22 protein-coding genes are annotated in these 23842 nt (G+C 65.9%); 8 read left to right on the top strand and 14 right to left on the bottom strand.

Features of this window, described 5'->3' with window-relative positions; translation table 11 throughout:
* Window positions 1–104: 104 nt before the first annotated feature.
* On the bottom strand, window positions 105–608 hold the full coding sequence (locus NLR35_RS08435; RefSeq protein WP_257166079.1) for a DUF1993 family protein: 504 nt from the start codon (window positions 606–608) through the stop codon (window positions 105–107).
* Window positions 609–875: 267 nt separating this feature from the next.
* Here NLR35_RS08435 and NLR35_RS08430 point away from each other — a divergent pair, with 267 nt between their 5' ends.
* Window positions 876–2279, top strand: a complete 1404-nt coding sequence (locus NLR35_RS08430; RefSeq protein WP_257166078.1) for a TAXI family TRAP transporter solute-binding subunit — start codon at window positions 876–878, stop codon at window positions 2277–2279.
* 135 nt (window positions 2280–2414) lie between these two features.
* Entirely contained in the window at window positions 2415–2792 is a 378-nt protein-coding gene (locus NLR35_RS08425; protein ID WP_257166077.1) for a VOC family protein, read from the top strand.
* A gap of 51 nt (window positions 2793–2843) precedes the next feature.
* Here NLR35_RS08425 and NLR35_RS08420 read toward each other — a convergent pair whose 3' ends face one another.
* The 6 genes from NLR35_RS08420 to NLR35_RS08395 form a co-directional block, all read right to left on the bottom strand.
* On the bottom strand, window positions 2844–3611 hold the full coding sequence (locus tag NLR35_RS08420) for an SDR family NAD(P)-dependent oxidoreductase (protein ID WP_257166076.1): 768 nt from the start codon (window positions 3609–3611) through the stop codon (window positions 2844–2846).
* An 83-nt stretch (window positions 3612–3694) separates the two neighbouring features.
* Window positions 3695–3925, bottom strand: a complete 231-nt coding sequence (locus NLR35_RS08415; protein WP_257166075.1) for a tautomerase family protein — start codon at window positions 3923–3925, stop codon at window positions 3695–3697.
* Window positions 3926–3951: 26 nt separating this feature from the next.
* Window positions 3952–5187, bottom strand: coding sequence for a lytic murein transglycosylase (locus tag NLR35_RS08410; RefSeq protein WP_257166164.1), 1236 nt, complete (start codon window positions 5185–5187; stop codon window positions 3952–3954).
* A gap of 278 nt (window positions 5188–5465) precedes the next feature.
* Complete coding sequence (locus NLR35_RS08405; RefSeq protein WP_257166074.1) at window positions 5466–5714, bottom strand: hypothetical protein; 249 nt, start codon at window positions 5712–5714, stop codon at window positions 5466–5468.
* Between the two features lie 118 nt (window positions 5715–5832).
* Window positions 5833–7473 carry a phosphoglucomutase (alpha-D-glucose-1,6-bisphosphate-dependent) gene (gene pgm / locus NLR35_RS08400; protein WP_257166073.1) on the bottom strand — a complete coding sequence of 547 codons (1641 nt, stop codon included), beginning with the start codon at window positions 7471–7473 and terminating at the stop codon, window positions 5833–5835.
* Between the two features lie 152 nt (window positions 7474–7625).
* On the bottom strand, window positions 7626–8114 hold the full coding sequence (locus NLR35_RS08395) for a hypothetical protein (RefSeq protein ID WP_257166072.1): 489 nt from the start codon (window positions 8112–8114) through the stop codon (window positions 7626–7628).
* A 330-nt stretch (window positions 8115–8444) separates the two neighbouring features.
* On the opposite strand from NLR35_RS08395, the gene NLR35_RS08390 reads away from it, so the two are divergent.
* The gene (locus NLR35_RS08390) at window positions 8445–9326 is read left to right on the top strand and encodes a hypothetical protein (protein WP_257166071.1); all 882 of its coding nucleotides are present in this window, start codon (window positions 8445–8447) and stop codon (window positions 9324–9326) included.
* 33 nt (window positions 9327–9359) lie between these two features.
* Here NLR35_RS08390 and NLR35_RS08385 read toward each other — a convergent pair whose 3' ends face one another.
* From NLR35_RS08385 to NLR35_RS08375, 3 genes are all read right to left on the bottom strand, one after another.
* Window positions 9360–9896 (bottom strand): hypothetical protein, encoded by a 537-nt coding sequence (locus NLR35_RS08385; RefSeq protein ID WP_257166070.1) that lies wholly within the window; start codon window positions 9894–9896, stop codon window positions 9360–9362.
* A 13-nt stretch (window positions 9897–9909) separates the two neighbouring features.
* A complete protein-coding gene (locus NLR35_RS08380) occupies window positions 9910–11085 on the bottom strand; it encodes a zinc-dependent alcohol dehydrogenase (protein ID WP_257166069.1) in 1176 nt (391 codons plus the stop codon).
* A 180-nt stretch (window positions 11086–11265) separates the two neighbouring features.
* On the bottom strand, window positions 11266–11673 hold the full coding sequence (locus NLR35_RS08375; protein ID WP_257166068.1) for a hypothetical protein: 408 nt from the start codon (window positions 11671–11673) through the stop codon (window positions 11266–11268).
* Between the two features lie 306 nt (window positions 11674–11979).
* Here NLR35_RS08375 and NLR35_RS08370 point away from each other — a divergent pair, with 306 nt between their 5' ends.
* On the top strand, window positions 11980–13278 hold the full coding sequence (locus NLR35_RS08370) for a TadE/TadG family type IV pilus assembly protein (protein WP_257166067.1): 1299 nt from the start codon (window positions 11980–11982) through the stop codon (window positions 13276–13278).
* Between the two features lie 19 nt (window positions 13279–13297).
* On the opposite strand, the gene mdoH is transcribed toward NLR35_RS08370, so the two are convergent.
* The 3 genes from mdoH to NLR35_RS08355 all read right to left on the bottom strand — a co-directional run bounded on the left by mdoH (window position 13298) and on the right by NLR35_RS08355 (window position 17735).
* Window positions 13298–15427 (bottom strand): glucans biosynthesis glucosyltransferase MdoH, encoded by a 2130-nt coding sequence (gene mdoH / locus NLR35_RS08365; RefSeq protein ID WP_257166066.1) that lies wholly within the window; start codon window positions 15425–15427, stop codon window positions 13298–13300.
* A complete protein-coding gene (locus tag NLR35_RS08360) occupies window positions 15415–16917 on the bottom strand; it encodes a glucan biosynthesis protein G (protein WP_257166065.1) in 1503 nt (500 codons plus the stop codon). The genes mdoH and NLR35_RS08360 overlap by 13 nt, the downstream gene beginning before the upstream one ends.
* Window positions 16918–17105: 188 nt before the next feature.
* Entirely contained in the window at window positions 17106–17735 is a 630-nt protein-coding gene (locus NLR35_RS08355; protein ID WP_257166163.1) for a LysR family transcriptional regulator, read from the bottom strand.
* A gap of 165 nt (window positions 17736–17900) precedes the next feature.
* Here NLR35_RS08355 and NLR35_RS08350 point away from each other — a divergent pair, with 165 nt between their 5' ends.
* The gene (locus tag NLR35_RS08350; protein WP_257166064.1) at window positions 17901–18599 is read left to right on the top strand and encodes an L-2-amino-thiazoline-4-carboxylic acid hydrolase; all 699 of its coding nucleotides are present in this window, start codon (window positions 17901–17903) and stop codon (window positions 18597–18599) included.
* Window positions 18600–18910: 311 nt separating this feature from the next.
* A complete protein-coding gene (arsA, locus tag NLR35_RS08345) occupies window positions 18911–20674 on the top strand; it encodes an arsenical pump-driving ATPase (RefSeq protein WP_257166063.1) in 1764 nt (587 codons plus the stop codon).
* A gap of 489 nt (window positions 20675–21163) precedes the next feature.
* On the opposite strand, the gene NLR35_RS08340 is transcribed toward arsA, so the two are convergent.
* Window positions 21164–22609: a short-chain fatty acyl-CoA regulator family protein gene (locus NLR35_RS08340; protein ID WP_257166062.1), complete on the bottom strand. Its 1446-nt coding sequence runs from the start codon at window positions 22607–22609 to the stop codon at window positions 21164–21166.
* A 195-nt stretch (window positions 22610–22804) separates the two neighbouring features.
* Between NLR35_RS08340 and NLR35_RS08335 the strand changes: the two genes are divergently transcribed.
* Both NLR35_RS08335 and NLR35_RS08330 read left to right on the top strand, forming a co-directional pair.
* Entirely contained in the window at window positions 22805–23011 is a 207-nt protein-coding gene (locus NLR35_RS08335; protein ID WP_006612464.1) for a hypothetical protein, read from the top strand.
* Window positions 23012–23266: 255 nt separating this feature from the next.
* On the top strand, window positions 23267–23815 hold the full coding sequence (locus tag NLR35_RS08330) for a hypothetical protein (RefSeq protein WP_257166061.1): 549 nt from the start codon (window positions 23267–23269) through the stop codon (window positions 23813–23815).
* Window positions 23816–23842 lie beyond the last annotated feature (27 nt).

Here is a 23842-nt window from a genome sequence, read left to right as displayed (position 1 = left end):
GTCGCAAGTCCATCGGCTATCCGCCGGGTGCAGACGCGCCGGGCGACCTTGCTGGCCGCGCATTTGCGTGTCTGCGAACCTTCGGTCGAAAACAGAACGGCGCGTCAGGCGACGCCGAGGAAATCCCGCTTGCCGATCTCGACGCCGTTGTGGCGCAGGATTCCGTGGGCGATGGCGGCGTGGAAATAGAAGTTCGGAAACGAGACCCGGTTGACGAAGTCCTGGCCCTTCAGCGTCAGGCTGACGCCGCCCGCGGCCGGAAACGTGACGTCGCGGCCATCGGCACCCTCGAACTGCGCCGGCGTGAACGTCCTGAGGTAATCGACCGTCTTGGCAAGCCGCTGGCGCAGCTCGGCAAAGCTCGTCTCGGTGTCCGGCGTGCTCGGCACCTCGCTGTGGGTCAGCCGTGCGCAGCCCTTGGCGGCGAAGTCGCAGGCGAGCTGGATCTGTCTGGAGAGCGGCAGCATGTCCGGATACAGCCGGGCGCCGAGCAGAACCTCGGGGGCAATCTTCTTGGCCTCGCAATGGGCTTCGGCCTTGCTCAAGAGGCCGGACAGGCTGCCGAGAAGCTGGAGGTAGGCCGGCACGGTCGAATCGTAAAAGGACATGATGCTCTCGCTGAGGAATGAGACGGCGCAAAGGATGCGTGTTCCCGAGATGGGGCGGCGTCCAAGAGAATGCAACTGCATCTTTCTGCTGTTTTGCCGGCCCCCTTTGCGGTGTCCTCAATATGAGATCAGTCGGACCCCGCGCCCCTCGCAAAGCCGGCCACCCGAACTATTTAAGGCATCTCGGAACATTCCGGACTGACACCGGTTCGCCCAGGTTCCAGCGCGGTTGTCGCGAACACGCGTTTGCGCTCAGAGGGGCCGCTGATGTCACCGTCCGATCCAGCCAGGAGTGCTCACGATCGTCGGCAACGAAGGTTGCTGATCGTGCTGGCTTTGGGATTTATCGCCTTTGGGGCCGCAGCAGCCGCCCTGTTCTACGTCTTGCAGCCCGAGACCCTGCGGATCGCCGTGGGGCCGGCGGGGAGTGACGACCACAAGGTCGTGCAAGCGATGGCCGACGCCTTCGCTGACGAAAGCAGGACGGTCAGGCTCTCCCCGATCACGACCGCGGGAGCGGCTGAATCCTTGGCCCTGCTGGCAGCCGACAAAACCGACCTCGCCGTCGGCCGCGGCGACCTTGCCATGCCGCCCGACGCGCAAACGCTGGCCGTCCTGCGCAAGAACTATGTCGTCCTATGGTCGTCCTCCGGGCGACGCGGCAACGAGTCCAAGAAGAAGGCCACCGGCAAGATCTCCGAGATTGCCGAGCTGGCGGGTCACAAGATCGGCATCATCGGCAGGACGGGAGCAAATGTCGCCGTCCTCCAGGCCATCCTGGAGGGCTCCGGCGTGCAGCCCGACAAGGTTGCCACGGCCCAATTCGGGACAGACGAGATCGAGAAGCTGGCGCAAGACCCCACCCTTGATGCCTATCTCGCCGTCGGGCCGCTGGACAGCAAGATCACCGCGGACGCCATTGCCGCGACGTCCCGGGCGCGCGGCGCTCCCACTTTTCTTTCCATCGACGCCTCCGAGGCCATTGCCCTCAAGCACCCGCGCTACGAGGCCGAGGAAATTCCGGCCAGCGTCTTCAGCGCGAAACCGGCCTGGCCGGCGGATAAGGTCGATACGATCAGCGTCAATCACCTGATCCTGGCAAAGAAGGAATTGTCCGAAGCCAAGGCGGCGGCCTTCTTCCGGCAGCTTTTCGCGGTCCGCGACACGATCATGCAAGGCCTCGCCGGCGCGGCGCACATCGCCAAGCCCGACACGGAGAAGGAGACCGAACCGTCCGTGCATCGGGGCGCCGCGGCGGTGATCAACGGCACGGAGCGAACCTTTCTGGACAAGTACAGCGACTACTTCTGGTTCGCCTTGCTCGTTCTGTCCGGCCTCGGGTCGGCCGCCGAGTGGCTGCGCCGCTATCTGAACCGGGACGATCTGGACGATACCAGCAGCTGTCGCAACCGCATCCTTGCGGCGGCCTCGGAGGTCCGCAATGCGGAGTCGGAAAACGATCTGTTGAAATGGCAACGGGAGGTCGACGCGATCATCGGCGAGACCCTCAAGGACTATGATGATGGAGCGATCGAACAGGAGGACCTGGTCGCCTTCGGCCTGGTCCTGGAGCTGTTCAATCATGCCGTTGCCGAAAGGCGAGCGACGCTGCAGAGCGGCTCTGCCGATCAGACGTGGACCTCGGGTCCAACCCTCGCCTCGCGGCGATAGGAGCGCCGGGCCGAGAGTCATTGAGCAGAGGATAGGCTATGTTCCGAGTGATCAGCTGGCTCACACTCGTCCAGGGCGATAGACGGCGGAGTTGAGAAGAATGTCCCAAGCGCAGCCTGACGGCGGAGTGCACGAATGACGCCTGCCGGATCCTTGGTCGCCATCCTGCCGTGCAATGACCTCGACGCCTCGGAGCAGTTCTACAATCGGCTGGGCTTCACGCGCCCGGACAGCGAGAGGCCTGCTGCGGGTGAGCCAGACACTTATCGCATGCTGTCGAACGCCAACGGCGGTCATCTGCATCTGACCGACGCCGTGGAGGGATGGCTCACACCGGGCAGAAACCCTTTCGGGCTTTATCTCTATGTCGAGGATGTCGACGCCGTCGCGCGCGAGTTTCAGCACATCGCCCAAGACATGCCCTGGGGAATGTACGAGTTCGCCATGTCGGACCCCGATGAGACGTTGGTCCGCGTCGGCTGGCCGACCCGTCTCCGCGCCGGAGCGGCATAGCTCGTCTGCAATCCTCTCGTCTGCAATCATTCAGTGACGTCCGAGCGCCCGTCAGGGCAGGGCAACGCCGGTCAGTTCGCCCAGCCGGGCCACCAGCGCGTCCTGGAACGCTCGATCGGTCGCTTCGCGCGCCGGCTCCTGTTGCCGAAGATGATGCCAGTAGCGTCCACTGACCAGGGCCTCGGGATCGTCACTTGCCGCGAGCCAGGCCTGGGTCTGCTGCCCAGTGTCGATGTCGACAGGGGCGCCTGCTCCGCCCATCCGCGTGCGGACCCAGCCGGGGTCGACGGCATTGCTCAGGACCTCAGGCCAACGTCGCGCCAGTGCAAACGCCAGCGCCACGACGTGCAGCTTGGTCTCGGCGTAGGCCTTGGCCGAATCCCAGTCCCGCTTCGTCCAATCGAGATCTGCCAGCGAGCCTTCTCCGCCGCGATGCAGCCCGCTGCTGAGATAGACCAGCCGGGCAGGGCGCTCGATCAGCGCGGTCAGCATATATGGCGCGAGCGTATTGACGGCGAGCGTCGTGGCATGTCCTTCCGGGGTGTCGCCGCGACCCGGCTGTGCATAGACGCCTGCATTATGGATGATGGCGTCCATCCGCCCGATCGCGTTGACCTGGTCCGCAATGCGCCGCGTCTCCGCGGCGCTGCTGAGATTGCCGACGACGATCCCGGCCGCCCGCGATCCGAGTTCACCGAGTGCCGCTGCGCGATCGGCCGTCCGTACGTGCAACACCACGCGATGCCCTTGATCGAGCAGCGATTGCGCTGCGGCGCGGCCGAGCCCCTCGGCGCTGCCGGTGATGAAGACGATGGCCATGGGGTGATCCTCCGAACGTGTCCCCGCTCGATCGTCGCGGCGGCCAATACCAACGCTGTCGGCGCGTTCATGGCGCCATCAGCTCATTGCGGTTCGTAGCCGGGCTTCTTGTAGATCGTGCCGGCCTTGTCGATGATGTCGGGCCCGTACACCTTGGCGGTCCATTCGTTCGGGCCGACGTCCTCGATGCCCACCGAGACGGAGTCTTCGCTGGAGTTGAGCGTGCGCGTCACCGCTTCGGTGAGGGCTTGCGCCAGCGCCTGCTTCTGCTGCTCGGTCCTGCCCGGATAGAGTTTGACGATGACGTGAGGCATTGCAATGGTCCTTCAGCTGTTGATGATCAGCGCGACGCCGTGGCCGGTGCGGGTGCGGCAGCCCGCGGCGTGCCGCCGCGCATCCGCGCCAGCAGTTCGGCCGTCGGCCAGGAGTCCGCCGGTAGCCCCAGCCGCTGCTGCATCGTCTTGACCGCGATGCGGCTCTGCTGGCCGAGCACGCCGTCGACCTTGCCGACGTCGAAGCCGGCCTTCACCAGCAGTTGCTGCAGCTCCTTGATCTCGTTGAACGGCAGCTGCGCCACGGGCCCGCTGGCTTTGCGCATCGGCGCGGCGCCGGCGATGCGGGTGGCGAGATAGGCCGCGGTGGTCGAATAGATTAGCGAGTTGTTCCACTCGGTATAGGCGGCGAAATTGGCGTAGGCCAGGAACGCCGGGCCGTTGCGTCCCATCGGCAGCAGCACCGAGGCCTCCAGCGCATCATTGGGCAGCGGCCGTCCGTCGGCATAGGTCACCCCCAAGCCGGCCCATTTGCTCCGCGCTGCCTTCACGGTGAGATCGGCCTGATCCCAGGGGAAGGTCTGAGGCACGCGGATCTCTTCCAGCCACGGCTCGCCGCGCCGCCATTTCAGGCCGGTCGCGATGTAGTTCGCGGTCGAGCCGATCACGTCGGGCGCACTGCGCAGCAGGTCGCGGCGGCCGTCGCCATCATAGTCGACGGCGTAGGTGACGTAATGCGTCGGCAGGAACTGGGTCTGGCCGAGCTCGCCGGCCCAGGAGCCGATCATCTCTGATGGCGTGAGGTCGCCGCGGTCGATCACTTTCAGCGCGGCGATGGTCTCGTTCTGGAAACGCTCGCTGCGGCGGCAGTCATAGGCCAGCGATACCAGCGACGGCAGCACCGGCAGATTGCCCATGTTGGAGCCGAAGTCGCTCTCCAATCCCCAGAAGGCGGCGATGACCGCCGGCGGCACGCCATACTCCTTCTCGGCGCGCGCGAACGCGGCTGCATGCATCCTGATGTGCTGCTGGCCGTTCTGCATTCGATACGCGGCCGCCATGCGGCCGGCGAACTCGGTGAACAACTGGCCGAACACGCGCTGGCCGCGGTCGCGGTTGACGATGCCCTGGTCATAGGTGAGGGAGGGCGAAGCGGACGCGATCGCGCGCTGCGACACGCCCTCAGCGACGGCGCGCTGCTTCAGTTCGGTGAGAAAGCGATCAAAACTCTGGCCGTTATGGCAGGACGCGGCGCGCATCGACGGCGCCGGCCTGGGGCGCGGCGCGGCCGCTTCCGGCGCCATTTGCGCGGACGCGCTCGCAGTCAGCATGAAGGAGGTTGCGAGCGCGCTGAAGGTGACGCGCAAGGCAGTCGAAGAGCTTCGCATCCGGTCTCACCGATGGCTGTCTAATCCCTTGTGGCTCCATCGATATCCGAACTGCGGCAAAAAGGGAAACGGCGCGCCGGCCTTGCGGATGCGGACCCGCAAGGGTCCTGACGATTGCAGGGCCCGCGAGTCCCGTGCCGTGCGGCCGGTCGGTTCCGACCGGCGCAAGGGCGTGGCGTATCACCATGCGACGATCAATATTGGACACCCGGCCGGTTCGGATAATAGCCGCGGTTGCAGGCGCGACGGAGCTTGTCGTCCCAATAGCCACGCTGAGCAGGCGGGTAGGTCATGGCGACCTTGTGCGCATTGGTCAGGCAGTTCACATAGGGCTTGTTGCTGACCCAGCTGAGATCGAGCGCAGCCGACGGCGCCGTCGCGCCCGCCAGCAGGCCGATCGAAAGGGTGGCGGCGGTGGCGAACAGCGCAATCTGACGGTTCATGTTGTTGGTCCCTGTCATCCGGGCTGCCCGATGCAGCCTGTGACGGGGACCATGCTCCAGAGCGGCCGAAGCGTATGTGCATGTCGTCACACACGCTTCGAACTTGCGGGATCGCTTGTTATGCGACCTTCGCCAGCGCCGCCTGCGCCTCGCTCTGGATGCGCTTGAGATGCTCGGCATCGCGGAAGCTCTCGGCGTAGAGCTTGTTGACGTCCTCGGTGCCGGAGGGGCGGGCGGCGAACCAACCGTACTCGGTCTCGACCTTGATGCCGCCGAAGGACTGGCCGTTGCCGGGCGCCTTGGTGTGCACGACGCGGACGGGATCGCCGGCGAGTTCCTTGAGGTCAAGCTTCTCCGGCGTCAGCGCCTTCAGCGCCGCCTTCTGCGGCGGCGAGGCCGGGACGTCGATGCGCTCATAGACGGGCGCGCCGAGCTCCGAGGTCAGCTCCTTGTAGAGCTCGCTCGGATCGCGGCCGCGCTTGGCCATGATCTCGGCGGCGAGCAGGCCGAGGATGAGACCGTCCTTGTCGGTGGTCCACACCGTGCCGTCGCGCTTGAGGAACGAGGCGCCGGCGCTCTCCTCGCCGGCGAAGCCGAAGCTGCCGGAGCCGAGGCCTGCGACGAACCATTTGAAGCCGACGGGCGTCTCGACCAGCTTGCGGCCGAGCTTGTTCGCGACGCGATCGATCAGCGAACTCGACACGATCGTCTTTCCGATCGCCGCATCGCTGCGCCAGTCGGGCCGATGCGCGAACAGGTAGGAGATCGCCGTCGCCAGGTAATGGTTCGGATTCATCAGCCCGCCCGAGCGCGTCACGATCCCATGGCGGTCGGCGTCGGTGTCGTTGGCAAAGGCGACGTCGAAGCGCTCGCGCATCGCGATCAGGCTCGCCATCGCGTAGGGCGAGGAGCAGTCCATGCGGATCTTGCCGTCCCAGTCCGCGGTCATGAAGCGGAAGGTCGGATCGACGATCTCATTGACGATGGTGGCGTTGAGGCCGTAGCGCTCGATGATCGGCGCCCAATAGGCGATCGCCGCGCCGCCGAGCGGATCGATGCCGATCTTGATGCCGGCGGATTTCACCGCGTCGAGATCGACGGTGTTGGCAAGATCGGCGACATAGGGCGTGATGTAGTCGTAAGCGTGCACCGAGCCGCGCTGCTTGGCCTTGGCGTAGCTGATGCGCGAGACGCCATCGAGATCGTTGGCGAGATAGACATTGGCCTGCCGCTCGATCTCACCCGTGGCGTCGGTATCGGCGGGGCCGCCATGCGGCGGATTATATTTGTAGCCGCCATCCTCCGGCGGGTTATGTGACGGTGTAATGACGACGCCGTCGGCAAGATGGGCCGTGCGGCCCTTGTTGTAGGAGATGATGGCATGCGAGATCACCGGCGTCGGCGTGTAGCCGCCGTCTCTGTCGACCATCACCTCGACGCCATTGGCGCCGAACACCTCCAGCGCGCTGGCAAGCGCGGGCTCGGCCAGCGCATGGGTGTCGATGCCGACAAACAGCGGACCATCGAGGCCCTGCTGTCGCCGGTAGTCGCACAGCGCCTGCGTCGTGGCCAGAATGTGGTTCTCGTTGAAGCCGGTCTTCAGCGATGAGCCGCGATGGCCCGACGTGCCGAAGGCGACGCGCTGGGTCGGCTCGTGCGGGTCGGGCTTCAGCGCATAATAGGCCGTGATCAGCCGCGGAATGTTGGCGAGCGCGGCGTTGGCGATCGGCTTGCCGGCAGCGGGGTCTGTCTTGGCCATGGAGCATCCTTCGCAAGTTCGAGAAACATCGGCGGCGGCGGATCGTTCCGCCCCCACGAGGGCAGGGACGAGGACCGTCGCAACCGGCATGCCGACCAACATGGCGGCGGGCGGTGATCCGATCAACGGAAATCCGGGCCGCCGCCGGGCTCTCAATCGGTTAGCTCGTAGACCAGGTGTCCGGGCCCGACCAGCCGGGCGGTGAAATTCACCGTGCGGCCGGCCAGGGCCGCGAAGCGGCCGGATGCCAGCCTGAAGACGACCTTGCCGGCGGCCTCGGAGATGGCGGGCGTGCCGTCCTTCATCTGCACGGAGCCCTTGCCTTCGGTCAGTACGGCGACCGCATAACCGTCAGGACTGCGATGGATGCCGGCGCCGTACAGATACGTGCCCTTCTGGTTTTCCCATTCGGAGGCGACATTGGCCGTGTAGGTCGCGCCCTTCATCAGGCCGTCGATGCCGACGCAGGAATATTGGAAGCTGACCAGCATGTGGCCGGGGCGATCGCCGATCGGCTCGAGCCCCATCGTGCCGACGATCGTGCAGTCGTAGCGGGCGATGGTGTCGCCGCGCGCCGGGCCCAGCCCTGCGAGCAGGCCGAGCGTCAGCCCTGCGGCGCAGACGCGACGGAACGATCTCATAGCATGTCCCCCGACCTTTCCATGAACACGCCTTTTGGCGTGTTCATGGTCCCATGTGCAGTGCCCCTTGGCGCTGACTCATGATGACCACGACATTACTACCTGAAAGGGCCGGCATGTCTCGTCCTTTCTTATCAGTTGCGCTGCGCCTCGGGCGAGATGCCGTCGCGCCGGCAGGAATGGCCGATTCATGCGCGGGACATTAACCACGCCACACTGACATGCCTGCTCGCGGCCGGCGAATAAGCCGGAGTTTAACGCATCACGGGTGAGATAGCAGGCAAGACAGACGCGCATCCTGCGCGCGGGGAAGTCGTCAGGAGCGGAAAAGTGAGAGCGCTTTGTTTTGGCGCGTTGGCCGTCATATCAGCCTTCACACTGGCGGGCTGCAGCCATCCGGCGCCGCCGCAACTCGCCTCGCCCTGTGTGGATCTCAGCGGCGAGGGCTGCACCGATCATCCGGTCGTCATCCAGCCGGCGCCGTCCGCGGAGCCGGCCAAGGCGAGCCGCAAATCTCCAGCAAGCGTGGCGCGCCGCGCGGCCCTGCAGCGCAAGCATGCGCGCGCCGCCAAGCGCCGGGCTGCGTCTCAGGTCGCGGCAGCCGAGGCCAAGCCCAAGCTCCAGGCCACGCCCGGGCCCAAGCTCGAGTCCAAGCCCGAGTCCAAGCAGGACACCAAGCCGACGCCTAAATCGACGCCGACGCCGGCCGACACCCAGGCGCGGACGTCGCGCCCCGATCCGCTTCCGCCCGCCGATGGCGCGCCCCCGCCCGTGATCAGTACGCCGGCCCCCGCCAAGGAGGCCGCGCCGAATGCGGGCAAGGTCCAGACCGAGGTCATGGTGGCAGCGGTCACGGTGGCGGCCGAACTCGCCGAGCGCATGACGGCGCTGCGTGTCCCCGAAGGGCCTGCCGACAAACATCTCGTCGCCGTGCTGCTGGCGCGGCCCAATGTCCGCGGTGTGCCGGATCTCAGCGGCAAGGTGATCGCGATCGACGAGCGCTATGCGAAGTCGAACGCCAGGATCACCGCGGCCATGAATGCGGCCGGTGCATCGGAGGTGCTGTTGCTGGAAGGCCAGGCGACCGCGATCACGCGCCTCAGCAATGGCGAGGTGAGCGCTGCCGTCGTGGCGCTGGCCTCGCCTGAGGCCGCGGAGGCCTTCCCGAAGATCGCAGGCTTCCGCTTGTTCACCGTGACGCTGAAGCCGTAGCTCGCGTCCTGCTCGGCTTCTAGGTCTCGGCTTCTAGGTCGCGGCCGTCCTCGTCGGCTTCGGCAGCGCCGCCCCCTTGGCGGCCGTGATGCCCTTGGGGAAGCCGCTGCGATCGGTGTACAGCCGCTTGCGGCCGCGCCGTGGATCGTGTTGGGCCTTGAGGTCTTGCGCGCACATATAATCCAACGCCGTGATGCCGCCGACCATGACCAGCGCCGCTAGCACGGTGCCTGCGCGCGGATTGCTCGGCCTGAGCTCGCCAGCCAGCGTCACCATGTCCAGGCCGTCGCCGGCCATGCGGCTCATCAGGCCGGCCCGCTTCTCCACCGACAGCGTCATGACGCCCGCGAACAGTTCGCGCAAGCCATAGGTCCGCACCAGTCCCTCGCGGCCATGCATGCCGAGCGCGTTGGTCACCCGATGCGGCGCCAGCAGCTCCAGCGTGCCGAGCGCGATCGAGAACCAGCCGAGGCCGCGGGCCAGTCGATCCGCTGATGTCAGCGAGCTTGGGCCGGTGGAGATGATCTTGGGATCGCCCTTGGAGCGGACGAGATTCGAAAAATGAAACATGCTGTACGATCCCTTATGGCTTCAACACGACCTTGACGCAGCTGTCCTGCTTGTCGCGGAACGCGCGATACATCTCAGGGCCCTGCGCAAGCGGCACGGTGTGGGTGATGACGAAGGACGGGTCGATCTGGCCGTCCTCGATGCGCTGCTTGAGTTCGTCGGTCCACCGGTTGACGTGGGTCTGGCCGGTCCGGATCGTCAGCCCCTTGTTCATCAGCGCGCCCATCGGCACCATGTCGGACAAGCCGCTATAGACGCCGGGGATCGAGACGATGCCGCCGGGCCGGCAGACATAGATGATCTCGCGCAGCACGTGCGGCCGGTCGTTCTCGAGCATGAACATCTGCTTGGCGCGATCGAGCACGCTGTCCGGCTGCGCCATGCTGATATGGCTCTCGAAGCCGACGCAGTCGATGCACTTCTCCGGGCCCTTGTTGTCGGTCAGCTCGTTGAGCCTGGAGACCACGCTTTCCTTGTCGAAATCGATGGTGATGGCACCGCCGGCCTCGGCCATCGCCAGCCGCTCCGGAATGCGGTCGATGGCGATCACTTGTTTCGCGCCAAGCAGGATGGCGCTGCGGATCGCCATCTGGCCGACCGGGCCGCAGCCCCACACCGCGACCGTATCGTCAGGCTCGATGTCGCATTGCGCGGCCGCCTGCCAGCCGGTCGGGAAGATGTCGCTGAGGAACAGCGCCTGCTCGTCGCTCATTCCGTCGGGCACCTTGATATGCGTCGCATCCGCGTAGGGCACGCGCAGATATTCAGCCTGGCCGCCGGGATAGCCGCCGGTCAGATGGGTGTAGCCGAACAGGCCGGCGGTGGTGTGGCCGAACACCTTCTCGGCCATATGCTTGTTGCGGTTGGTGGTCTCGCAGACCGAGAAATTGCCGCGCTTGCACTGGTCGCATTCGCCGCAGATGATCGTGAAGGGCACGACAATGCGGTCGCCCTTCTTGAGCTTGCCGTTCACGCCAGAGCCGACCTCGACGACCTCGCCCATGGTCTCGTGGCCCATGATGTCGCCGGGCATCATCGCGGGGATGTAGTTGTGGAACAGGTGGAGATCAGAACCGCAGATCGCGCAGCTCGTCACCTTGATGATCGCGTCGCGCGCGTGCTCGATCTCGGGATCGCTGACCGTGTCGCAGCGGATGTCCTCTTTGCCATGCCAGACCAGCGCCTTCATTCCCATCTCCGCGTCGAAAAGACTCTCGGAGCAAGTCGGGGCCGCGGCGATGGTTGCTAGGGATGGCAAAATTTTAGGGACGCAACGCCTGCGCGATCGCGAGCGTCTTCAGCGGCGGTCGCGCGGAACGTTGCGATCTTCGACGGCCGGCCGGTGTCCGGCCTGCGCGCGACGCCCGGCTCAGGCCTTCGCCTTGACGGCCTTCTTCGCCGCGGCCTTGGCGGGCGCCTTCTTGGCCGCCTTGCTGCCGGCCTTGCCAGTCGAGGGCTTGGCCGCCGCAGCGTCGGCCGGCTTGTCCGCCTTTTTCTCGGCCGTCTTCGGCAACTCCGCCGCGGCCGCCTGTCGCATCGCGCGGGCGTAGCTGTCGGCGACGTTGTCGGCGGAGATCAGCAGCCTGCGCGCAGCCGCATTGGCCTGCTCGACCGCCTCGCGGGCCAGCATCTTGAACCGCTCCTTGGCGTCCTTGTCCTTGGCCTTCATGGCGAGGCCGTTGAAGCGGTCCTTCCGCTTCTTGGCTGCCGCCAGGATGGTCTTGTTCTGCTGCTTGGCCAGTTGCCGGATCACGGCATCAAGATCGGCATCTGCCATCGTCGTCCCCAAACACCCCCGAAGAATCAGCGCAACGGCGCTGAAAAGCGGCCGGACTATGCTATCGGCGACCTCGCTTTGCAATCGGGGTACCGGAGGAGGGGGCGCGCCCGCTCCGCTGGGGGCGGCCGAGCGGTTCGCCGGACGGGCCGCATATCAGACATGCGGCGCCCGGACGGTGCAGCCGCACCGTTTACGGCAATCAGAAACACGGTGTAACCGACTCTCGGCAATTCAATCAATTCCAACGTAACGCTTGGCCAGCAACATCCCGCACAACTGATCTTGTTTGTTGGGAGCGTGGCCGTGTCGGCCGGAAAACCTTACCTTACGATCCTGTCGCGGTTCCGTCGTGACGAGAGCGGTAATATCGCCGTCATCTTCGCCATCGCGCTGCTGCCGATCCTCGCCTTCATCGGCTCGGCCATCGACTACTCGATGGCGGTGCGCGCCAAGGCGAAGCTGTCGGCCTCGCTCGATGCCGCCATGCTGGCCGCGACCGGTTATACCGCCATGCGCGGATCGGCCTCGGCGGCCCAGACCGCAGCGACCAACATGTTCAACGGCCAGATGGCGGCCCACAATCTCTCGGCGAATTCCATCAATATCACCATCACCGACAGCGTGTCGGCGCGGTCCGTCGTCGGCAGCGCCAATGTCGTCGTCAAGACGATCTTCATGTACATGTTCGGCTATCCGACCATGACGGTCGCGACATCGTCATCGGCCTCGGCGTCGTTCCCGACTTACATGGATTTCTACGTCCTGGTCGACAATTCGCCGTCGCAGGGCCTCGGCGCGACCACGGCCGACATGACCAAGCTGCAGAACGCGACCTCGGACAAATGCGCCTTCGCCTGCCATGACGTCTACACGTCGAGCACGAAGAAGACGCTGCAGACCAACAGCTACTACCAGATCGCCAAGAACAAGGGCGTGACGATGCGGATCGACGTGGTGCGCTCGGCGACGCAGTCGCTGACGGACACGGCGACCGCCAGCCAGGTCGTCAGCAACCAGTACCGCATGGCGGTCTACAGCCTCGGCAGCGACTGCGGTTCGCTCGGCCTGACCACCGTCGCCAGCCTGTCGTCGAGCATGTCGTCGGTGAAGTCGTCGGTCGGCTCGCTCGACCTGATGACCATTCCCTATAGCGGCTACAACAACGACCAGTGCAGCGACTTCGACGGCGCGATGTCCTCCATGAGCGGCGTCATCCCGGCGCAGGGTGACGGCTCGTCGACCAGCCCGCAGAAATGGTTGTTCTTCGTCTCCGACGGTGTCGCCGACTACAACTATCCGACGACCTGCAGCAAGACGACCGTATCGGGCGGCCGCTGCCAGGAGCCGCTGAACACCGCGACCTGCACCGCGCTGAAGGCCCGCGGCATCAAGATAGCGGTGCTCTACACCACCTATCTCGCGATCACCAACAACAGCTGGTACACGACCTATATCGCGCCCTGGCGCAACGACATCGGCACCGTGATGAAGTCCTGCGCAAGCCCGGGCTACTATTACGAGGTCGACTCCAGCGGCAGCATCGGCGCGGCGCTGACGGCGCTGTTCCAGCAGGCGATCGCCTCGGCCCATCTGACGAAGTAACGCGGGCGCGTCTCCTCGCTCACGCGGGGAGCGCGACGAGCTGCTCCAGCGCGGCGCCGTCATTGAGCACGGCCAGCGTCTCCCGGCGCGACAGGAAGCGGGTCGCCTGCGTGAACGTGCCGGCCTCCGCGATCCGCGCTCTGGCGGTGGCGAGGTCGACGTCGATATCGCCCGGCTCGCGCGACCGCCGCGGCGGCAGGGACGCGAGGTGCTGGCGGCGGAGCACGGCGTTGTCACGCAGCTCGACCAGCGCGTTCAGCCGTTCCGGCCGCTGCGCCTCAGTGAGCACCTTGGCCCGCAGCAGCACCGGCGGCGGAGCGCGATCCTCCGGCGTCGTGAACAGGCGTGCACCCAGGCCGCGTCCCGCAGTGAGCAGGCCGAGCGGGATCGCGAGCACGAGGCCGGCGATGACCGGCGACATCCAGGCCAGCAGCGGCAACGAGACCGCATAGGCGCTTGCCGCCATCACCAGGCCGCACAGGGTCGGCAGCGTGAACTTGCGGATGATCTCGCGGCGGCTGATGCCGCCATCGCTGCGCCGCTGTACCTGCCAGCCGGCATCGCGGCCGAGCAGGATCTCGATCACGGCGACGGATTGGAAGATCATCATCGACGGCGCGATCAGCGCGGCGAGCACGGTCTCGACCAGCACTGCCGCGCACAGGCGCAGGCCGCCGCCGAAGCCGCGGCGCATTGTCGGCGTGAACAGCGTGGCGAGGCAGGCCAGCAGCTTCGGAATCATCAGAAGCCCGAGGGTTGCGCCGAACACCTGCGCCGCGAGCACCGGGTCCTGCGCCGGCCAGGACGGAAACAGCGCAAAGCCCTTGGGGAAATATTCGGGGCGGACGAAGTTGGCCTGCAGCGAGATCAGGATGCCGAGCACCAGGAAGGCGAGCCACAAGGGCGCTGTGACATAGGCGCCGATGCCGATCAGGAGATGCAGCCGCGACACCCAGTGCAGCCCGCGCGCCGGCAGCACCGCGAGATGCTGCAGATTGCCCTGGCACCAGCGCCGGTCGCGCGCGGCATAGTCGATCAGCGACGGCGGCACCTCTTCGTAGCTGCCGCCGAGCTTGACCGTCATGTAGATGCCCCATCCGGCGCGCCGCATCAGCGCCGCCTCGATGAAATCGTGACTGAGGATGTGACCGCCGAACGGCTTTCGCCCTGATAGCTCCGGCAGCGCGGCGTCCTGCGCGAAGGCGGCGACGCGGATGATGGCGTTGTGACCCCAGTAATTGCCTTCGCCGCCGTACCACCAGGCATTGCCGGAGGCGATGATGGGCCCGTAGAGCCGGCCGGCAAACTGTTGCAGTCTTGCAAACAGGCTGCCGCCGTTGACGATCACCGGAAGCGTCTGGATCAGGGCTGCCTGCGGCGCCTGTTCCATGGCATGGGCCAGCCGCACCACGGTGTCGCCACTCATCAGGCTGTCGGCGTCGAGAATGATCATGTGCGCATAGGCCGCGCCGAACCGCCGCACCCATTCGGCGATGTTGCCGGACTTGCGCGCGACATTGTCGGCGCGATGCCGGTAGTACACGCGGGCGTCGCCGCAAGCCTCGCGCAGCGCCAGGAACGCGGCCTCTTCGCCGATCCAGATGTCGGGATCGGTGGTGTCGCTGAGCAGGAACCAGTCGAACTGCTCGGCCTGGCCGGTCCCGGCCACGGACTCGATCATGGCGCGCAGCCGCACCATCACCGCGTCAGGGTCCTCATTGTAGGTCGGCAGCAGCATCGCGGTGCGGCTGGACAGCACGGGGAGGGGGCCGCCGGCGTCGATCGGAATCGTCTCGCGCGGCCGCAGCAGCATCACGCCGAATCCCGCCAGCGCGGTGACGAATGCGAACGCGATCCAGGCGAGCAGGATCGTGAACAGCACGAGCACGATGCCTTCGAGGACGGTCACGCCACCGACTTCAACGACCTCGTACATTTTGAGGCAGCCCGCGCCCGTCAGCGCGGCGGTGCCGGCAAGAACCAGCCCGCGGCGCAGCGCGATGCTCATGCCGCTGCTGATCGTCCGTCTCCCGGACGGCACCTCGGAGAGCGGCGAGGGCGCCATCGCGCATGGCGACTCCGCCGGAAGAAAGTCCGCGCCGCGCGCGACGGGCGACTGGCGCGGCAAGCGTGCGCTCACGGCGTCCATCGGTAGATCCATGTCTCCGACACGAGTTTGTCGCTCGCGAACAGTTCGGCGCGGAGCTCCACAGCTGCGTCCTTGGCGGCGCATTGGAAGCTCAGGCGCCATCCGCCGGTCTCGGGATTGGGCTGCGCGACTACGTTCGTCACCTCCGTCTTCTCGGCGCTGACGACGGCCTTGACGGCGGCGGGATCGAGCCCCTTGAGCGCGTCGCCCTGGAGTTCGAGCACGAACAGCCGTCCTTCGCCTTGCGCGGCGACGCCGGTACGGGTGAAGCGCGCCAGCGCATGCGGCTTCGGCATGTCCGGGCCCCAATGCAGGCGGTAGGTCATGTTGTGCTCGCCCTTGGCGGCGAGCGGCGTCTTCGGCCGCCAGAATGCGGCGATGTTGTCGTGGATCTCCTGCTTGGTCGGAATCTCGAACAGCACCACGGCGCCTTCGCCCCAATCGCCGATCGGCTCGATCCACAGGCTTGGCCGCTGCTCGAAATGCGATTCCAGGTCCTGATACGCGGCGTAGCTGCGCTCGCGCTGCATCAGGCCGAAGCCGCGCGGATTGAGGTCGTTGAACACGCTGACCTGGAGGTCGCGCGGATTGCTCAGGGGGCGCCAGATCTGCTCGCCCTTGCCGTTGAACATCGCGAGCCCGTCGGAATCGTGCACGGCGGGGCGGAAGTCGTCGCTGTCGCTGCGATCGTTCGGCCCGAACAGGAACATGCTGGTCATCGGCGCCAGCCCGCCATGCGCGATCTCGACCCGCGGATACAGCGAGGCCTCGACGTCGAATACCGTGGTGTCGCCCGGACGGATGGTGAAGCGGTAGGAGCCGGTGGCGCTCTTGCTGTCGAGCAGCGCGTGCACGACCATCGCGGTCGCGCCTTGCGTCGGCTTCTCCAGCCAGAACGCCTTGAAGACGGGAAATTCCTCGCCCTTCGCTTCGCCGGTGTCGATCGACAGCCCGCGGGCCGAGAGCCCGTAGAGCTCGCCCTTGGCCACCGCGCGGAAATAGCTGGCGCCGAGAAAGACGCACACTTCGTCGTAGTAGTCCGCCCGGTTCATCGGCGTGTGAATGCGGAAGCCGGCGAAGCCGAGATCGGCCGCCGGAAATGCCGGCACCTGCGGACCGAACGCGAAATCCTCCGGACGATAGGCCACCGGCTTCGCCTGCCCGTCAGCGACCTCGTAGATGTCGACGCGATCCTTGTAGATGAATCCGCGATGAAAGAACTGCGCCTGGAACGGCAGCTTCTCGTCGCGCCACAGCGCATGCTCGGGCAGGAAGCGGATCGAGCGGTAGGCGTCATAGTCGAGCTTCGCCAGCGCATCCGGCAGCTTGTCGTCCGGCGCGGCATACGGCTTCGCCGCGAGCGCGCGCGCGAGATCGCGCACCGTGGCCGCGCTGAACGGCTGCGGCGCAGCTGCGGCCGACGCGCTCGGCGCCAAAGATGCGGCGACCGGGATCGCAGCCGCAGATTGAATGAACTGACGGCGATTCAACTTATTCTCACTTTGCTGAATGGAACTGCGGAGCAACATTTCAGGAGCCCTGCGGTTCCATCGGGGAGATCGGTGTCGCGCCGAACAATGGATGGGGGTGACCGAACGGCAAATGAACGGCCATCGCCACGCCACTCGCGCTACGCCCTCAGGTCTTAGATGCCGTACGTGTCCGCGCGAGGGAGGCGTCAGCCCCGGATGAGGCCGAGCCGACCTGATCGGCGTCGGTCTGCCGCGACGGCTTCAGTCGATCGGAAGCGCAGCCACGCGCGGAGGCTTACGATCTCCGGGCACTCCGCTGTGCCTTCAGGGGCCATGAGCCAGTCGCCCAATCCGGCGCCTCCGTCGATCCGGTCGCAGCGATGGCCCGGATGGTGGCCGAGGCCGCGGCCGATCAGCGCGTCGACCTTTCCTTCGACCAGCTCATGCAAGCCGGCCGGCTGCAGGATACGCAGGCCGATGTCGGGATGCGTGGCGCGGAAATGCTCCAGATCGAGGCGACGCAGATCGAAATGGTCGTGGACCCCGAGCTGCAGCATCACGGCGCAGCGGGGCTTGAGTTGCAAGGTCGCGTCTGCAATGCGGCGAAACCCGTCGGAGAGTCCGACCAGATAGGTTTGTCCCTCCGCGGTCAGGACGAGTTGCTTGTGCAGCCGATCGAACAGGCGCACGCCGAGGCGCAGCTCCAGCGCCTTGACGTGCTGGCCCACGGCGGCGGGTGTCACGTGAAGCTCATGCGCGGCCAGCTTGAAGCTGAGATGGCGCGCCGCGGCTTCGAACGCACGAAGCGCGTTGAGGGGAGGGAGGCTGTAGGTCATAGCTCCGCACTCTGGCACGTCTGGTACCCGCGCCTGCAATAGTTTTTCTATCGCTGAATGGCAGAAACTCTGCTTTGAAGCGCGCGGATGGCGCGGGCTAGAGCTTGCGCGCAAGCTCACGGCGCTGCATCGGCAGCCGTCGTGGCATAGTCGAGGAGGTGGCCGATGCCCGCGATCCATCCATTCTACCAGACACATCGCAGCGCCATGCAATCCGCCATGGCCCGGCGCATCGCGCTCGCTGCTCCTCTGTTGCGCGAGCGTGCCGAGGGGACCGACCTCGCGGTCATCGGCCAGGACATTATGCAGGAGTTCGAGATCGTGCTCGGTCAGTTGCCCTATGTCGGCGGTGTCGCGAGCCGCATGAGCGACTTCTTCATGCGATTGATCGGGTTTCTGGCGATGAGCCGGGTGCTTCGGCGGCACGGGCTGACGCCCGCCGTGATCGGCGACATCGAACGGGAGATCTACAAGGCGCAACTTCTCACCGAGCCGGAAGCTCAGCGTCTCGCGCAGGGCCGCGCTTTCATGTCGCCGGACAACCAGCGATTTCTCCGTGCACAGGCGGCGTTGAGCGCATCGGCGAACCACCGGAGCGAATTTCCGGATGACTTCGTCTACGATTTCGTCGCGCCCGCTCCGGGCGACGCGTTCGAGTTCGGCATCGACTACAAGGCCTGCGGCTTCTGTAAATTTGCGGCGCGTCACGGCGACAAGGAGATCCTGCCGAACATCTGCGGGCTCGATGTCGACGCCTATGCCGCGATGGGCATCCGCCTCGAGCGGACGCAGACGCTGGCCGGCGGCGCGAGCCACTGCAACTTTCGCTTCTCGCATCAGGCCTCGGAGGAGGTGTCCAGATGATGCCTGAGCTGTCCTCGCGCGTGCCGAAGCTGGCGGCGAGGTGAATGAGGACGTCGGTCTCCGGCCGGCTCGCGCGCGGGCCAACGATGCTGATCAGGCCGCATGGACGGTTTGCATCAGGCATATCGACGACCGCGCGCCCGGCTCGTGCAGATTGCGCGGAGCGCAGGACGATGGATTGATCCATCGCAACGAGACGTCCGGCCAGGGCTCTACGAACCGGTGTGTCAGCCGCAACCGAACGGCGACGGCAGAATGCTCCTGCCCTCCGATCGGTGGTGCCGCGCATAACCGGCTTGGGATGGTTTCGAATGCTTCGCTTTCGTGCCCTGGATGCTCCGACACCGTTTCTGTTTTTCACCGGCAAGGGCGGTGTGGGCAAGACGTCGCTGGCTTGTGCAACCGCCCTGGCTCTCGCCGACCGTGGCTTGCGTGTCCTCCTCGTGAGCACCGATCCTGCGTCGAACCTCGACGAAATGTTGGAGGTTGGACTCACTGACAGCCCCGTGCCGGTGCCGAACGCGGCAGGGTTGTTCGCGATGAACATCGACCCTGAGGCCGCAGCCGAGAGCTACCGGGCGCGCGTGCTCGACCAGCTCGAGCCCACGGTGACTGATCAGGAGAGGTCGACCATTCGCGAGCAACTATCGGGCGCCTGCACCACCGAGATTGCTGCGTTCGACGAGTTCGTGGGATTGCTGGACGGCGACAGGGCGGGCTACGACCACATCATCTTCGACACCGCCCCGACCGGCCACACCTTGCGGCTCCTGAGCCTGCCGAAGGCCTGGACGGGTTTCCTGGAGGACAACGACCGGGGCGCGTCGTGCCTCGGTCCACATTCCGGTCTGAAGATGCAGGAGGATCGCTTTCGGCAAGCGCTGCAGGCGCTGGGAGATCCCAGGCGAACGACCGTCGTTCTGGTGACCCGCGCCGACCGTGGCGCGATCCGGGAGGCGGCGAGAACGTCGCGCGAGCTCGATGCGCTCAATCTCTCCAACCAGACGCTGGCGGTGAACGGACGCTTTCACGCCACTGACCCCGCTGACGCAGTCGCAGTTGGCCTTGAGCGCGAGCAGGACGAGGCCCTCGCCACGATGCCGGAGTCGCTGGGGAAGCTGCCGCGAGACGAAATCCCCTTGTTGGGATTCGATATCGTGGGCCTTGCGGCACTCAGGGCGGTGTTGTCGCCGTCCAATGCACGGCCGTCGACCGGCGACCAGATTGTCGTCTCCGTCGACCTGCAGGGGCTCGACCGTCTGGTCGACGAGATCGCCCAGGGGAACAGCGGTCTCATCATGATCATGGGCAAAGGCGGCGTCGGAAAGACGACGGTTGCCGCTGCCGTTGCTGTCGGCCTTGCGAAGCGCGGGCATGCCGTCCACCTCAGCACGACCGATCCAGCGGCTCACGTCACGGATGTCGTCGACGGCGCGATGCCGGGGCTGACGGTGGATCGGATCGATCCTCGGCGCGAGACCGAGCGCTATGTTGCGAAGATCCTGGCGAGCCGTGGCAGTGACCTGGACGAGCAGGGCAAGGCTCTCCTGCTCGAGGATCTGGCTTCACCCTGCACGGAGGAAGTTGCCGTCTTCCATGCCTTCTCGCACATCGTCGCGGAGGCCCGCAGCGCCTTTGTGGTGCTCGATACGGCACCGACCGGTCATAGCTTGCTCCTGCTCGATGCGACCGGGGCGTATCATCGCCAGATGACGAGCCAGTTGGCGCCGAGCGGCGCCGGCCGCCTGATTACCCCGCTGATGCGGTTGCAGGACTCCAGCTACACGCGAGTGATCCTGGTGACCCTGCCGGAAACGACTCCCGTCTCCGAGGCAGCTGCGCTCCAGGAGGACTTGCGGCGCGCGAACATCGAACCGTTCGGCTGGGTCATCAACAAATGCCTCGTCGCGTCCGGAACGCGCGATCCCCTGCTGCAGGCGCGGATTGCGCGAGAGCGGACGCAGATCGCTCGTGTTCAGGCCGGGCTCGCCAAGCGCGCCTTCATCATGGGGTGGCGCAGCAAGCCTCCCGTCGGCATCGAGGAGCTCGAGGCGTTATCGACACCAAGGTCTTGATGGCGTAGCGGCCCAGACTGTCGCGGAGCGGCGAGGCGAAGCAATCCAGGGCTCCGTACACCACCCGGCACTGCTTCGCTTCGCCGCTGCGCTCGCAATCACGATGGAGCGATGGTTCGTTCACTCACGCCATGCGTGATTGCGGATGCACAAGCGGCCAACTCTGCTGTCGTCCCGGCCTTGAGCCGGGACCCAGAACCACAGGCTGTCATTCGGGGCAGGCGCGTCGTTAACATCGCGCCCCATCACGGCGGCCGCGGAGTATGGGTCCCGGCTCAGGGCCGGGACGACACCGTTGGTCGTTGCGCAGGCTCGCCCGTCACCACTTCGCTCGCAATGACGCGGAGAAAGCGGTGCTATACATTCGCTGTCGTCCCGGGGCGAGAAAGTGCGAGCCCGGGATCCATCGGGCTGCGGGTCGTGTTGCAAAATGGATTCCGGGTTCGCGCTTTCACGCGCCCCGGAATGACCCAGGAGAGAGCGTTGGCCTTACAACTCCCGCGCATTGCTGAACGCGAACGAGCTCACGCGCCGCGTGGTCTCGTCGAGGATCAGCGTGCGCGTGATCGGCGGCTCGGCGCGCTGCGCGCAGTTTTCGCGCTCGCAGAGCCGGCAGTTGACACCGATCGGGGTGCCCTCGGTTGTCTCCAAATCCATGCCGGCCGCGTAGACGAGGCGAGAGGCGTGGCGGATCTCGCAGCCCAGGCCGATGGCGAAGCGCGGCTGCGGCAGCGGGTGCGGCGCCACCGGGCGGCGCACCATCTGCGCGATCGAGAAATAGCGCGAGCCGTCCGGCAGCTCGATGATCTGCTTCAAGAGACGGTCCGGCGTGTCGAAGGTCGAATGCACGTTCCATAGCGGGCAGGTGCCGCCGAACTTGGAGAACGGGAAGGTGCCGGAAGAGAAGCGCTTGGAGACGTTGCCGGCATTGTCGACGCGCAGCATGAAGAACGGGATGCCGCGCGCGTTCGGGCGCGACAGCGTGGTGAGGCGGTGGCAGACCTGCTCGAAGCCGGTGCCGAAGCGCTGTGCCAGCACGTTGATGTCGTAGCTCAGCGCCTCCGCCGCAGCGAGGAACGGCGCGTAGGGCATCATCACGGCGGCGGCGTAGTAGCTCGCCAACGTCATGCGGTAGAGCCGGCGCGATGTGTCGTCGATCGCGCCGGCGCGGCCGATGATGATCTCGAACTGGGGCAGGCATTCCGCCATGCCGAGCTGCACCGCCAGCTGAAAGGTGCGGCCCGGACCGTCGACCAGCTCCGAGATCAGCAGCTGGCGGCGGTGGCGGTCGTAACGCCGCAGGGTCTCGCGCATGACATCGACCGGCATCACGCGGGTCTGCACCGAATGTTTCTCGCGCAATCGCGCAGCGAGTGCCGCATAGAGCCCCTCAGCCGGCACGTCGAGCGCGTCGCGCACGGCTTCCGCCTGCTGCTCCAGCTCGGGGAAGTAGTTGCGGTTGGCCTCGATCAGGTCGCGCACCCGCTCGATCGGGTTGGCCTCGAAATGGCCGCCGGCATTGCGGTCGGCCATCTGCGCCGCCACCAGGGTCTCGCCGCGCCGCGCTTCGGCGTAAGCCGCGTACAGCCGCTGCAGCGCATGGGTAACGCCGGGGCAGAGCTCGGCAAGGTCGCGCAGCTCCTGCTTGGGCAGCTCGATCTGGCGGAACAGCGGATCGGAGAAGATCTCGTTGAGCTCGGCGAAGAAGCGGTCCTCGTCGGCGGTGGCGAGGTCGCGCAAATCGAGGTCGTAGACCTCGGCCAGCCGCAGCAGGATCTGGGCCGAGACCGGACGCTGATTGCGCTCGATCAGGTTGACGTAGCTCGGCGAGATGCCGAGGCCCTCGGCGAGCTGGGTTTGCGACAGCCCGAGCTGTTGGCGGATGCGGCGGAAGCGCGGGCCGACGAACAGCTTCTTTCCGGACTCACCGGCCATCGCGATCTCCTGTGGGCCGGGCGGCTCAGAACTTGTGACAAAATTTACAAAATGACATTTGTGACAAGTGATGATGTTACATGACATCACCATTCGAAAACAAGGCCTCTATACGAAGCTGCCGGTTTCGCGTTTATCTCTGGTCACGCAATTCGCAATGCACTGTCAAAGTTGTGACGGTTGAAGGAGGGTCTCATGACCAGCAATTTCTGGGTGATCGGCGGCGAGTTCGGCTCGATGAACTTCCACAAGCTGGTGGAAGGCTCGGCCCAGGTGAAGGGTCCGTTCAAGTCGCGCAAGGAAGCCGAGGATTGCTGGCGCGAGGTCTCCGAGGAGAACCGCCACAAGGCCGGCGTCCGCTTCTCGATCGTCGAGGAGCCGCAGCGCGCTCCGGCCGCCTGAGGCGGCGAGGCAAGCAAGGTCTTGCCAGGTATCTGAATAAAGCTCGAAGAAGAGCCCAAGGACGGGGCGGTCTCAGCCGGGTCATACCGGAAGGGGCCACCCACGTCCTTTTTGCCATGTCCGTCTTGGCGGCTGATTATCTCAGCGTGCGTATAACCCTTTGAAGACAAATGGGGTTTGCGGAATACTGGGTTACTGATAGGTTAATGGGAGAAATCCTGGCGAAACCAGGGCCGAACCGTGAAAGCGTCAGCGATGTCCGAGGCCCCCGACAGCAGCACCGAACCCCGTCCCGTGCGCCTGCGCGAGGCCCTGCGGCAAGCCCGGCTAGAGGCGGCGGATCGAACGGGCGTAGTGGTCGACCTGCGCGATGCCGAGGTGGCGCGGCTCGAGATCCTCAACGATGCCCTCGACCCGCTGTTCGCCGAGATCCCCAACCAGATCGATCTGTTCGATCGCGGCATCAGCCAGGGCGAGACGCCGCGGCTGTGGATCGACGTCGTCGCCCATGTCGTGATGGGACGCGACAAGCGGCAGTACCGCTTCGTCCAGGACACCCGCAACGGCCGCATCGTGCTCGCCGAGTCGCACGAGACAGGCGCGATCGTGAAGGCCGTCACCGACTACGTCGCGCGCCGCATGGTCGAGCGCGAGCGCGCCTTCAGCGTGACGCGCGAGCAGGCGCGGGCCAACGCCGAGCCGCGGCGCGGACGATTCTGGCCGTTCGTGCTCGGCTTCGTGCTCGGTGCTTTGTCGCTGTTCGGCTTCGCGCTCTACGAGAGCCTGAAGCCGATCCATTTCTGACGCATGATCCGGAAAAGTGGACACCGG

The sequence above is a fragment of the Bradyrhizobium sp. SRS-191 genome, assembly GCF_024586915.1.
Taxonomy (GTDB): domain Bacteria; phylum Pseudomonadota; class Alphaproteobacteria; order Rhizobiales; family Xanthobacteraceae; genus Bradyrhizobium.
The sequence above is the reverse complement of the archived record's forward strand: the minus strand, read 5'-3'. Positions and strand labels throughout refer to the sequence as shown.

Excerpts from the sequence above, each read along its gene's own strand:
- NLR35_RS08435 (WP_257166079.1), bottom strand. The coding sequence starts at position 608 with ATGTCCTTTTACGATTCGACCGTGCCGGCCTACCTCCAGCTTCTCGGC.
- NLR35_RS08430 (WP_257166078.1), top strand. The coding sequence starts at position 876 with ATGTCACCGTCCGATCCAGCCAGGAGTGCTCACGATCGTCGGCAACGA.
- NLR35_RS08425 (WP_257166077.1), top strand. The coding sequence starts at position 2,415 with ATGACGCCTGCCGGATCCTTGGTCGCCATCCTGCCGTGCAATGACCTC.
- NLR35_RS08420 (WP_257166076.1), bottom strand. The coding sequence starts at position 3,611 with ATGGCCATCGTCTTCATCACCGGCAGCGCCGAGGGGCTCGGCCGCGCC.
- NLR35_RS08415 (WP_257166075.1), bottom strand. The coding sequence starts at position 3,925 with ATGCCTCACGTCATCGTCAAACTCTATCCGGGCAGGACCGAGCAGCAG.
- NLR35_RS08410 (WP_257166164.1), bottom strand. The coding sequence starts at position 5,187 with ATGGCGCCGGAAGCGGCCGCGCCGCGCCCCAGGCCGGCGCCGTCGATG.
- NLR35_RS08405 (WP_257166074.1), bottom strand. The coding sequence starts at position 5,714 with ATGAACCGTCAGATTGCGCTGTTCGCCACCGCCGCCACCCTTTCGATC.
- pgm (WP_257166073.1), bottom strand. The coding sequence starts at position 7,473 with ATGGCCAAGACAGACCCCGCTGCCGGCAAGCCGATCGCCAACGCCGCG.
- NLR35_RS08395 (WP_257166072.1), bottom strand. The coding sequence starts at position 8,114 with ATGAGATCGTTCCGTCGCGTCTGCGCCGCAGGGCTGACGCTCGGCCTG.
- NLR35_RS08385 (WP_257166070.1), bottom strand. The coding sequence starts at position 9,896 with ATGTTTCATTTTTCGAATCTCGTCCGCTCCAAGGGCGATCCCAAGATC.
- NLR35_RS08380 (WP_257166069.1), bottom strand. The coding sequence starts at position 11,085 with ATGAAGGCGCTGGTCTGGCATGGCAAAGAGGACATCCGCTGCGACACG.
- NLR35_RS08375 (WP_257166068.1), bottom strand. The coding sequence starts at position 11,673 with ATGGCAGATGCCGATCTTGATGCCGTGATCCGGCAACTGGCCAAGCAG.
- mdoH (WP_257166066.1), bottom strand. The coding sequence starts at position 15,427 with ATGGACGCCGTGAGCGCACGCTTGCCGCGCCAGTCGCCCGTCGCGCGC.
- NLR35_RS08355 (WP_257166163.1), bottom strand. The coding sequence starts at position 17,735 with ATGACCTACAGCCTCCCTCCCCTCAACGCGCTTCGTGCGTTCGAAGCC.
- NLR35_RS08350 (WP_257166064.1), top strand. The coding sequence starts at position 17,901 with ATGCCCGCGATCCATCCATTCTACCAGACACATCGCAGCGCCATGCAA.
- arsA (WP_257166063.1), top strand. The coding sequence starts at position 18,911 with ATGCTTCGCTTTCGTGCCCTGGATGCTCCGACACCGTTTCTGTTTTTC.
- NLR35_RS08340 (WP_257166062.1), bottom strand. The coding sequence starts at position 22,609 with ATGGCCGGTGAGTCCGGAAAGAAGCTGTTCGTCGGCCCGCGCTTCCGC.
- NLR35_RS08335 (WP_006612464.1), top strand. The coding sequence starts at position 22,805 with ATGACCAGCAATTTCTGGGTGATCGGCGGCGAGTTCGGCTCGATGAAC.
- NLR35_RS08330 (WP_257166061.1), top strand. The coding sequence starts at position 23,267 with ATGTCCGAGGCCCCCGACAGCAGCACCGAACCCCGTCCCGTGCGCCTG.